Here is an 11,065-nt window from a genome sequence, read left to right as displayed (position 1 = left end):
GAAAAAGATGCGTGATAATAAAGCATGCCCCGCTTGACGGCTAGCGCCGTCGGAGACCCTTGTAATGCCCGAGCACGATCTACGTTTACAACAGCTGGAAGTCTGGCTGGATGAGCAGTTGCCGATCCTCTTCAACGCCCAGGACTGGGGCGCCGTACCCCCGGCCACATTGACTGCGGCCAGCAGCGACGCGAGTTTCAGGCGTTACTTCCGCTGGGAGGGTGGGGCGCATACATTCGTCGTGATGGATGCGCCACCGCCCCAGGAAAACTGCAAACCTTTCGTCGATATCGCGCATTTGCTCGCGAAATCGGGAATTAATGTGCCAAAAATTTATGCAGAAGATTTGCCGCGTGGCTTTCTTTTGCTCAATGACCTGGGCCGAAACACCTACCTGGACGTGATTGACGAACAAAACGCCGATCAATTGTTTGCCGACGCCATCGACGCGTTGCTGGCGTTTCAGCAGTTGCCCATGGACGCGCCGCTGCCCAGCTATGACGTGGCGTTGCTGCGCCGCGAGCTTGAATTGTTTCCTGAATGGTACATACGCCGTCACTTGGGTATCGAGCTGGATACCCAGCAGCAAGCCCTCTGGCAGCGCGCCAGCGAACAGCTGATCGACAGTGCCCTGGCGCAGCCCAAAGTGCTGGTGCACCGGGACTATATGCCGCGCAACCTGATGATCAGCGAGCCCAGCCCCGGCGTGCTGGACTTCCAGGACGCGGTCTACGGCCCGGTAACCTACGACATTACCTGCCTGTTCAAGGACGCCTTCCTCAGTTGGCCCCAGGCTCGCGTGCGGGAGTGGCAGCGTGGCTATTGGGAGCGCGCCGGGCAGTTGGGGATCCCCGTGCAGGCCGAATTTGAAGACTTCCTGCGCGCCAGCGACCTGATGGGCGTGCAGCGTCACCTCAAGGTCATCGGTATCTTCTCGCGGATTTGCCACCGTGATGGCAAGCCACGCTACCTGGCGGATGTGCCGCGCTTCTTTGCCTATATAGAAGCGGTGCTCGCCGACCGACCGGAGTTGAGTGACCTGGGCGAGCTGCTCGCCAGCCTGCGCCAACCGGCCGAGGCCTGCGTATGAAAGCGATGATCCTGGCGGCCGGCAAGGGTGAGCGCATGCGCCCGCTGACGCTGCATACGCCCAAGCCGCTGGTGCAGGCGGGCGGCAAGCGGCTGATCGAGTATCACCTTGAAGCGCTGGCCAAGGCCGGCTTCACCGAGATCGTGATCAACCATGCCTGGCTCGGCGAACAGATCGAAAGCTACCTGGGCGACGGTGCCCAGTTCGGCGTGCGCATCCGCTATTCAGCCGAAGGCGAGCCGCTGGAAACCGGCGGCGGGATTTTCAAGGCGTTGCCGTTGCTGGGGGATGCGCCGTTTCTGGTGGTCAACGGTGATATCTGGACCGACTACGACTTCAGCCAGTTGAAGCGACCGCTCCAAGGCCTGGCTCACCTGGTGATGGTCGACAACCCGGCGCATCACCCCTCCGGTGGCGACTTCTACTTGAACGACGGGTTGCTTCATGATGCGGCGCCCGGTGCCGATAACCTGACCTTCAGTGGCATTTCCGTGCTCGACCCCCAGTTGTTCGCGGGCTGCAGTGCGGGTGCCTTCAAGCTGGCGCCGCTGTTGCGCGCGGCGATGGACAAAGGTCTGGTAACGGGTGAACACATGAAGGGACGCTGGGTTGATGTCGGAACGCTTGAGCGTCTGGCGCAGGTCGAAACCTTGCTGACAGCGAGGCCGTAGGATGTTGTGGCCAGGGACGCTGATCGGCGCCGGGGCTGGCTTTGCGATTGCCAGTATTCCGGGGGCTTTGTTGGGTGCATTGTTGGGACAGGCGCTGGACCGGCGCCTGCAGTTGCGCAGCTGGGCGCAGTTGCGCGAACGCCTTGGCGGGCGCCCCGCGTTGCGCAACGACGAGTTGTTGTTCGTGCTGCTGGGGCGCCTGGCCAAAAGTAACGGCCGGATCGTGGACGGGCATATCCAGCAGGCGCGCCAGGAAATGCGCGCACTGGAGATGACCGAGTCGGCCCAGCGCCGAGCCATCCTGGCGTTTAATCGTGGCAAGTCCGGCGGTGACCGAGTGCGCAGTTATCTGCGCGTGCTCAAGGCGCAACCCCATGCCGCCGAGGGTGTTTTACGGGCCTGCTGGCGCATGGCCTGGGCGGACGGCCGGGCGGATGATGCCGAGCGCGACCTGATCGAGCTGTGGGGCAAATGGCTGGGCTGGACGCCGCAACAGGTCCGGGCCTTGGCCTCCGATTACACGCCGGCGCGCAAGCCATTGGTCAATCGTAGCGGGGCTTATCAGGACGCGTTGCGGCTTCTGGGGGTGACGGCCACCGCCGAGCCTTCGGTGATCAAGCGGGCCTATCGCCGCCTGCTCAGCCGCCACCACCCGGACAAGATCGCCGGCAGTGGCGCCAGCCCCGCGCAGGTGCGCGAGGCGACCGAGCGAACCCGTGAGCTGCATAACGCCTATGCGTTGATTCGCGAGCGGCGGGACTTTCGCTGAGGCGATTGCCCTAATGTGGGAGGGGGCTTGCTCCCGATAGCGGTGGGTCAGTTTGAATTACTGAGACTGACACACTGCTATCGGGAGCAAGCCCCCTCCCACATTGTTTTTTGGCATTGGCGGACACTGTGTTCAGTCTTTGCTGGCCTGCGGGCTCAACCAGCCGCGAACGCGCCGGTACAGCTGTTCCTGCTCGGCGGCGCTGTTGCCGGGCAAGGCCTTGAGCTGCACCTGCTTGTAGCCGTCATTTTTGCCGCGTTTGGCCGCCTGGGCACGTGCCAATGCATTTTTGCCGTCCTGGGCGCCGTCTTGATAGAACACATCCGCCGTAGGCAGTTTCAACGCTGGCGCCAATTGCTGCAGGTCCGGTTGACGCGCGGCGGGTGTCTTTCCGGCCACCATCACCAGCTTCTGCACCTGGGCAGGTTGTTTCTCGCTCAGATAACGCGCGGCCCACCATGCGCCGGTGCCATGACCGAGCAATACCACACTGCGGGCGCCCTGGGTCTGGGCGAACGCGACGGCGGCGTCGATGCGGTCGAAGATGCGTTTGGCATCGGTCTTGTCCTGTTCATCCGCGCCCGGTACCACCGCCGGGTCAGTGCCTTCGGCTTCTGCGCTGGCGGCCTGTTCGACCGGCTGGGCGACCGTGCTGCCGTCTTTGCTGCTGGTGTCGACTGCCGCTTTGGGCGGTTCGATGACGCGTGGCGGCAGGGTGTCCAGATTGACGTCCGGCAATGACAGGCTGAGGGTGCCCCAGGCAGCGTTCGGCAATTTACTGCGCAGCGGGCCGATTGCTTGCGGCCAGTCAGCATTTTCGCCGGCGCCTGGCACGATAATCACCACGCCCTGGGGTTCAGCGCTATTGGCGGGCTTCCACAGGGCCAGGAACGTATCGCTGCCGGCCTGCAATTGTTGTTGTTCCTGTTGTGCGACCTGGCGTTCGAGCGCGCTGGCTTCTGCCTGGCTGCGCTCGGGCAAAGGCTGGCGCTCGACGGGTGTTTCGGCGGCGGGCGCTGGCGCGTCGGCGGCCTGGACAGAAAAGGCGCTGGTAAATAGCAGCGACAGGCACAATGCTGGCAGTGCCGAACGGTTTCGAGGTGGCATCGTTAAATCCCGGCCAGAAATGATTCCAGCAGCCTAATGGGTTGATCAGTATTTGTCAGTGATGTGAGACGTGGATCATGGGTTTTCGCTTCCTGCTGGTTATCGGCTGTCTGTGGGTTGCCTTGATGGCGAACGCCGCGCCGGCACCCGCCACACCCCAGGCGCAACTGAATGCGCAGCAGCGCGAATGGCTGGCGCTGCACCCGCAATTGCGCGTGGGCCTGGTGCTGCAGGCGCCTTACGCACAATACGACCGACGCCTGCAGCGCTTGTCCGGAGCCAATGTCGAGTTGATGCAGTGGCTGGCCAAGGCGCTGGGTATCGAGCTGACCTGGCGAAACTTTCCTGATCAGGAGCAGTTGGAAGCCGCCGTGCGTGACGGCGAGGTGGATATCGCTCCCGGCCTGCAGCAAACCCCGGCCGGCTTGCGCCTGTGGTTGTTCAGCGACCCGTATATGCGGGTGCCCCAGCATATCGTCGGCATTCGCGAAGGCGGCGGCGCGGTGGAGCTGGAAAAACTCGACGCACACGCGCGCATCGCTGTGCGCATGCCCAGCGCGGTGGCCGACTACCTGCGCAGTACGTATCCCAACCTCAACCTGCAAGGCGTGCCCATGGAACGCCAGGCCCTGCAGTTACTGGTGAGCCAGCAGGCGCGCTATGCGGTGGTGGATGAGGCGCAACTGAGCCGGTTGGCCGGCGAGGCGGAGTTTGCCGGGCTGGCGGTGGTCGGCGATATCGGCTTGCCGCAGTTGCTGCGGGTGGCCACGCGGCATGAGTGGCCGGAACTGGCGAGCATCATGCAAAGTGCCTTGCGGGCGATACCCGCCCGCGACCTCGACCAGTTGCACAATCGCTGGCTGCAACCCCAGTACCCGCGTTTTTCCGAATCAATGGGCTTGTGGAAAAACCTCAGCGTGTTGCTGGGCCTGTTGCTGCTCGCCAGCCTCGCGGCAGTGCTCTGGCAGCGCCGCCAGCAGCGCAGCCTGGAGCACGCCCTGCTGGCGGCGCGGGAGGAAAGCGCAGCGCGTGCCGCCGGTGCCGAAGCCTTGCGGCTGACGCAGTTTTCCATCGATCAAAGTACGGTCGGCATCCTGTGGGTCAATTGGGACAGCCATGTGCGGTATGCCAACCGCGCCGCCGAAAGCATGCTCGGCTATGGCCCTGGCGCGTTGATCGAGCGGCCGCTGATCGATCTTGACCCGGCCTTGAGCATGGACCGCTGGCTCAACCTGTGGAAACGCGCACGTGCCAGCGAGGACGGTGCCCAGACCTTCGCCACCGATTGCCTGCGCGCTGACGGCAGCATCCTGCCCGCCGATGTGTCCTTGAGCTTTCTGCGCTTTGCCGACGGCGAGTACCTGGTGGTGTACCTGACGGACGTCACCGAGCGCCGCCGCTATGTGGCCGCCTTGCTGCAAAGCGAGGCGCAGTTGCGCGAATTGTCAGCTCACCTGGAAACGGTGCGCGAAGAAGAAAAGGCGCGTATCGCCCGCGAGGTTCACGACGAACTCGGGCAGATGCTCACCGTGCTCAAGCTGGAAACCTCAATGTGTGAGTTGGCCTATGCGCAGCTCGACCCGGGCCTCAACGAGCGTTTGAACAGTATGAAACGCCTGATCGCCCAGCTCTTCCAACTGGTGCGGGATGTGGCAACCGCGCTGCGCCCGCCGATTCTCGATGCCGGCATTGCTTCGGCCATCGAATGGCAGGCGCGACGTTTCGAAGCGCGCACGCAGATTCCCTGCCTGGTCAAAGTCCCGGAAAACGTGCCGGTGCTGAGCGATGCCAAGGCCATCGGCCTGTTTCGCATTCTGCAGGAGGCCCTGACCAATGTGATGCGCCATGCCCAGGCGCATACTGTAGAACTCACGCTGGAGGTGGACGGCCCGGACCTGCGGCTGACCATCAGCGATGACGGTATCGGCTTCGTGCAGGCCCAAGGGCGGCCGGTATCGTTCGGCCTGGTCGGCATGCGCGAGCGAGTGCTGATCATGGGCGGGCAGTTGTCGCTGGTCAGTGAGTTGGGGGAGGGCACCACCCTGAGTGTCACGGTGCCGTTGAATGCATGACACTAAAAGGAAATTCCCGTGATCCGCGTACTGGTAGCCGAAGACCACACCATTGTTCGTGAAGGCATCAAGCAATTGATTGGCCTGGCCAAAGACCTGCTGGTCGTGGGCGAAGCGAGCAATGGCGAGCAGTTGCTGGAGACGCTGCGTCATGTGCCCTGCGAGGTGGTGTTGCTGGATATCTCCATGCCCGGTGTGAATGGCCTGGAAGCCATCGCGCGCATTCGTGCGCTGAATAACCCGCCGGCAATCCTGGTGCTGTCCATGCACGATGAAGCGCAAATGGCCGCCCGTGCTCTCAAGGTTGGCGCGGCCGGCTATGCCACCAAGGACAGCGACCCGGCGCTGTTGCTGATGGCGATTCGCAAGGTCGCGGCGGGCGGGCGTTATATCGACCCGGACCTGGCCGACCGCATGGTCTTCGAAGTCGGCCTGACGGACTCTCGGCCCTTGCATTCGCTGTTGTCGGAGCGCGAGTTCTCGGTGTTCGAACGCCTGGCCCAGGGCGCCAACGTGAATGACATCGCCGTGCAACTGGCCCTGAGCAGCAAAACCATCAGCACCCACAAGGCGCGCTTGATGCAAAAGCTCCATATCAGCTCCCTGGCCGAGCTGGTGAAATACGCCATGGAACACAAGCTGCTGTAGCGGCGTATCCATTAACGACACCGCGCAAGCGCCGCCCGGCGAAGGCTTGTCGCTGCACTGTCCCATGCCCGCCATGTGTGTAGGGCGATCCCTACCCCGAACCTTCCATCCGGCTGATGCGATTCTCTCCTGGCCCCCGATTTCCGGGGCCTCGCGCCTGGACTACGCTTGTGTCACAGCAGTCCAAAACACAAAGGTGCGGGTATGAGCGAGGTGGATTCAAATGATGTGCTGGTCAGCTTTCGTGGCGTGCAGAAAAGCTACGATGGCGAAAACCTGATCGTCAAAGACCTCAACCTGGAGATTCGCAAGGGCGAGTTCCTCACCTTGCTCGGGCCGTCCGGTTCGGGCAAGACCACCAGCCTGATGATGCTGGCCGGTTTTGAAACGCCCACCGCTGGCGAAATCCAGCTGGCTGGTCGCTCGATCAATAACGTGCCGCCGCACAAGCGCGATATCGGCATGGTGTTCCAGAACTACGCCTTGTTTCCGCACATGACCGTGGCCGAGAACCTGGCATTTCCCCTGTCCGTACGTGGCTTGAGCAAGACCGACATCAGCGAGCGGGTCAAGCGCGTGTTGAGCATGGTGCAGCTCGACGCCTTTGCCCAGCGCTACCCGGCGCAACTGTCCGGGGGCCAGCAACAGCGGGTGGCTCTGGCCCGCGCATTGGTGTTCGAGCCGCAACTGGTGCTGATGGACGAACCCCTCGGCGCCCTCGACAAGCAACTGCGCGAACACATGCAGATGGAAATCAAGCACCTGCACCAGCGCCTTGGCGTCACCGTGGTGTATGTGACCCACGACCAGGGCGAAGCCTTGACCATGTCCGACCGCGTGGCGGTGTTCCACCAGGGCGAAATCCAGCAGATCGCCGCGCCGCGCACCCTCTACGAAGAACCGAAAAACACCTTTGTGGCCAACTTCATCGGCGAAAACAACCGCCTCAATGGCCGTCTGTACAGCCACACCGGCGAGCGCTGCGTGGTGGAACTGGCGCGCGGCGAGAAGGTGGAGGCGCTGGCGGTGAACGTCGGCCAGATCGGCGGCCCGGTGACCCTGTCGGTACGCCCGGAGCGTGTCAGCCTCAATGGCGCAAGTGACAGCTGCATCAACCGTTTTTCCGGGCGGGTGGCGGAGTTCATCTACCTGGGCGACCACGTGCGTTTGCGCCTGGAAGTCTGCGGCAAGACCGATTTTTTCGTGAAACAACCGATCGCCGAGCTGGACCCGGCCCTGGCGGTCGGCGACGTAGTACCGATTGGCTGGCAAGTCGAGCACGTTCGCGCACTCGACCCACTTCTAGAGGCGAACTGATCGCCCCCTGGCTTCACCAACCCTGCACGTGGAGAGCACAACAATGTTGAGATCCCTTAAGTTTTCCGTCCTGGCTATCGGCCTGATGGGCGCGACACAGGCCATGGCAGGCCCGGACCTGACCGTCGTATCGTTTGGCGGCGCCAACAAGGCGGCCCAGGTCAAGGCCTTCTATGCACCGTGGGAAAGCGCGGGCAACGGCAAGATCATCGCCGGTGAATACAACGGTGAGATGGCCAAGGTCAAAGCCATGGTCGACACCAAGAGCGTGTCCTGGGACCTGGTGGAAGTGGAGTCGCCTGAGCTTTCCCGTGGTTGCGACGAAGACATGTTCGAGCCCCTGGACCCGAAACTGTTCGGCAACACGGCGGACTACGTCAAAGGCGCGATCCAGCCTTGCGGCGTAGGCTTCTTCGTGTGGTCGACGGTGCTGGCCTACAACGCCGACAAACTGGCGTCCGCACCCGCCGGCTGGGCGGATTTCTGGGACACCAAGAAATTTCCGGGCAAGCGTGGCCTGCGCAAAGGCGCCAAGTACACCCTGGAGTTCGCCTTGATGGCCGACGGCGTCGCGCCTAAGGACGTCTACAAAGTGCTGGCCGGCAAAGATGGCCAGGACCGTGCGTTCAAGAAACTCGACGAACTCAAAGCCTCGATCCAATGGTGGGAGGCCGGTGCGCAACCGCCGCAGTACCTCGCTTCGGGCGACGTGGTGATGAGCTCGGCCTATAACGGCCGCATCGCCGCCGTGCAGAAAGAAAGCAATCTGAAAGTGGTGTGGCACGGCGGCATCTACGACTTCGATGCCTGGGCCATTCCAAAGGGCCTGGCCAAGGACCGCGCCGAAGCGGCGAAGAAATTCATCGCCTTCTCGGTGCAGCCGCAGCAGCAGAAGACCTACTCCGAAAACATCGCCTACGGCCCGGCCAACACCCAGGCCGTCCCGTTGCTGGCCAAGGACGTGCTGAAGGACATGCCGACCACCCCGGAAAACATTGCCAACCAGGTGCAGATCGATGTGAGCTTCTGGGCCGATAACGGCGAGCAGCTCGAGCAGCGCTTCAATTCCTGGGCAGCCAAGTAACACTGCATCACCCTGTGGGAGGGGGCTTGCTCCCGATAGCGGAGTGTCAGTCAGCCAATCTATAGCTGATCTGCCGCCATCGGGAGCAAGCCCCCTTCCACAAGGGATCTGCATTTATCTTCAAGATCCGGAGTTCAGCCATGGCCCTCGCCATTCCCACCCTCAAGCAGCGCCTGGCCCGTGCCGAGCGGCTCAATCGCTGGAAAGCCCAGGCCTTGATTGCGCCATTAGTGCTGTTTTTGCTGCTGGTGTTCCTGGTGCCCATCGTTGCGTTGCTCTACAAGAGCGTCGGCAACCCGGAAGTGGTGGGCGGCTTGCCGCGTACGGTGGTGGCGGTCACGGCTTGGGATGGCCGTGGCTTGCCCGGCGAGCCGGTGTACCAGGCGCTCAGTGAAGACTTGGCCCAAGCGCGCAAAAACCAGACCCTTGGCGATCTGTCCAAACGCTTGAACATGGAACTGGCCGGCTATCGCAGCCTGCTGACCAAAACCGCGCGGGCGCTGCCGTTTACCGAAGCGCCGGCCTCTTATAAAGCCGCGCTGGAAACCCTCGACGAACGTTGGGGCGACCCGGCGTACTGGCAGGCGATCCGGCGCAATACCAGCAGCCTGACGCCTTACTACCTGCTGGCGGCCGTCGATCATCGTATTGACGACTTGGGCGAAATCGCTCCGGCCACCCCCGACCAGGCCATCTACCTGGATATCTTCGCTCGAACGTTCTGGATGGGCCTGGTGATCACGGTCATCTGCCTGCTGCTGGCCTATCCCCTGGCTTACCTGCTGGCCAACCTGCCGGCGCGCAAAAGCAACCTGCTGATGATCCTGGTACTGCTGCCATTCTGGACCTCGATCCTGGTGCGGGTGGCGGCGTGGATCGTATTGCTGCAATCCGGCGGCCTGATCAACAGCGCTCTGATGGGCCTGGGGCTGATCGATACGCCGCTGGAATTGGTCTTCAACCGTACCGGCGTGTACATCTCCATGGTGCATATCCTGCTGCCGTTCATGATTCTGCCGATCTACAGCGTGATGAAAGGTATCTCACCGACTTATATGCGTGCGGCGATTTCCCTGGGCTGCCACCCGTTCGCCAGCTTCTGGCGCGTGTACTTCCCGCAAACCTACGCCGGTGTCGGCGCCGGTTGCCTGTTGGTGTTCATCCTGGCGATTGGTTACTACATCACCCCGGCGTTGCTGGGCAGCCCGAACGACCAGATGGTCAGCTACTTCGTGGCCTTCTACACCAACACCAGCATCAACTGGGGCATGGCCACGGCGTTGGGCGGCTTGCTGCTGCTGGCGACGGTGTTGCTGTACCTGATCTACAACCGGCTGGTGGGCGCCAGTCGCCTGCGCCTGAGCTGAGGAGACCTTGCGATGCTGAGCCCTTATATGTCACCGGTGGAGCGGCTGTGGTTCTACAGCCTGCGGATTCTGTGTGGCCTGATCCTGCTGTTCCTGATCCTGCCGGTGCTGGTGATCATCCCGCTGTCGTTCAACAGCGGCAGTTTCCTGGTGTACCCGTTGCAGGGCTTTTCGCTGCAGTGGTATCAGGACTTCTTCGCGTCGGCCGAATGGATGCGTGCCCTGAAAAACAGCATCATCGTCGCCCCGGCAGCCACGGTGCTGGCGATGGTGTTCGGCACGCTGGCGGCGATTGGCCTGACCCGTGGCAATTTCCCTGGCAAAGCCTTAGTGATGGCCCTGGTGATTTCGCCGATGGTGGTGCCGGTGGTGATTATTGGCGTGGCCAGTTACCTGTTCTTTGCCCCGCTGGGCCTGGGCAACAGCTTCTTCTCGCTGATCGTGGTACATGCGGTACTGGGCGTGCCGTTTGTGATCATCACCGTGTCGGCGACCTTGCAGGGTTTCAACCACAATCTGGTGCGGGCGGCGGCCAGTCTGGGCGCATCACCATTGACCGCGTTTCGCCGGGTGACCTTGCCGCTGATCGCTCCGGGGGTGATTTCCGGGGCGCTGTTTGCCTTCGCCACGTCGTTCGATGAGGTGGTGGTGACGCTGTTCCTCGCCGGGCCGGAGCAAGCCACATTGCCCAGGCAGATGTTCAGCGGCATCCGTGAAAACCTCAGCCCCACCATTGCCGCAGCGGCGACCCTGCTGATCGGGTTCTCGGTGGTGCTGTTGCTGACCCTGGAATGGCTGCGTGGCCGTAGCGAGAAGCTGCGCACCGCCCAGGTCTAAAGCCTGTAGGAGATCAAAATGTGGGAGGGGGCTTGCTCCCGATAGCATTCTTCAGTTGATGAATAAGTCGACTGACAAAATGCTATCGGGAGCAAGCCCCCTC

Annotated in this window: 10 protein-coding genes; 9 read left to right on the top strand and 1 reads right to left on the bottom strand. The window is 62.4% G+C overall.

All coding sequences use genetic code 11. The features are described 5' to 3' along the window. Positions 1–64 precede the first annotated feature (64 nt). From C4J90_RS24105 to C4J90_RS24095, 3 genes are read left to right on the top strand one after another with little or no spacing between them, the layout of a single operon-like run. Positions 65–1,090, top strand: coding sequence for an aminoglycoside phosphotransferase family protein (locus C4J90_RS24105; protein ID WP_124420966.1), 1,026 nt, complete (start codon positions 65–67; stop codon positions 1,088–1,090). Further along, positions 1,087–1,761, top strand: a complete 675-nt coding sequence (gene murU / locus C4J90_RS24100; RefSeq protein WP_124364645.1) for an N-acetylmuramate alpha-1-phosphate uridylyltransferase MurU — start codon at positions 1,087–1,089, stop codon at positions 1,759–1,761. Before C4J90_RS24105 ends, murU begins: the two co-directional genes overlap by 4 nt. A 1-nt stretch (position 1,762) precedes the next feature. Continuing rightward, positions 1,763–2,530, top strand: coding sequence for a TerB family tellurite resistance protein (locus C4J90_RS24095; protein ID WP_124420965.1), 768 nt, complete (start codon positions 1,763–1,765; stop codon positions 2,528–2,530). 132 nt (positions 2,531–2,662) lie between these two features. Here C4J90_RS24095 and C4J90_RS24090 read toward each other — a convergent pair whose 3' ends face one another. Further along, positions 2,663–3,637, bottom strand: a complete 975-nt coding sequence (locus C4J90_RS24090) for an alpha/beta hydrolase family protein (RefSeq protein ID WP_124420964.1) — start codon at positions 3,635–3,637, stop codon at positions 2,663–2,665. Between the two features lie 77 nt (positions 3,638–3,714). On the opposite strand from C4J90_RS24090, the gene C4J90_RS24085 reads away from it, so the two are divergent. The 6 genes from C4J90_RS24085 (at position 3,715) to C4J90_RS24060 (ending at position 10,962) form a co-directional block, all read left to right on the top strand. Beyond that, positions 3,715–5,709: a histidine kinase gene (locus C4J90_RS24085; RefSeq protein ID WP_124420963.1), complete on the top strand. Its 1,995-nt coding sequence runs from the start codon at positions 3,715–3,717 to the stop codon at positions 5,707–5,709. 18 nt (positions 5,710–5,727) lie between these two features. Continuing rightward, the gene (locus tag C4J90_RS24080) at positions 5,728–6,357 is read left to right on the top strand and encodes a response regulator transcription factor (RefSeq protein WP_124364641.1); all 630 of its coding nucleotides are present in this window, start codon (positions 5,728–5,730) and stop codon (positions 6,355–6,357) included. A 204-nt stretch (positions 6,358–6,561) separates the two neighbouring features. Then, positions 6,562–7,674, top strand: coding sequence for an ABC transporter ATP-binding protein (locus C4J90_RS24075; RefSeq protein WP_124364640.1), 1,113 nt, complete (start codon positions 6,562–6,564; stop codon positions 7,672–7,674). 43 nt (positions 7,675–7,717) lie between these two features. Then, positions 7,718–8,758, top strand: coding sequence for an ABC transporter substrate-binding protein (locus tag C4J90_RS24070; protein ID WP_124420962.1), 1,041 nt, complete (start codon positions 7,718–7,720; stop codon positions 8,756–8,758). Between the two features lie 140 nt (positions 8,759–8,898). Beyond that, complete coding sequence (locus C4J90_RS24065) at positions 8,899–10,125, top strand: ABC transporter permease (RefSeq protein ID WP_124420961.1); 1,227 nt, start codon at positions 8,899–8,901, stop codon at positions 10,123–10,125. A 12-nt stretch (positions 10,126–10,137) separates the two neighbouring features. Beyond that, a complete protein-coding gene (locus C4J90_RS24060; protein WP_124364637.1) occupies positions 10,138–10,962 on the top strand; it encodes an ABC transporter permease in 825 nt (274 codons plus the stop codon). Positions 10,963–11,065: the final 103 nt, after the last annotated feature.

The organism is Pseudomonas sp. R2-60-08W, assembly GCF_003852335.1.
Lineage (GTDB): Bacteria > Pseudomonadota > Gammaproteobacteria > Pseudomonadales > Pseudomonadaceae > Aquipseudomonas.
The sequence above is the reverse complement of the archived record's forward strand: the minus strand, read 5'-3'. Positions and strand labels throughout refer to the sequence as shown.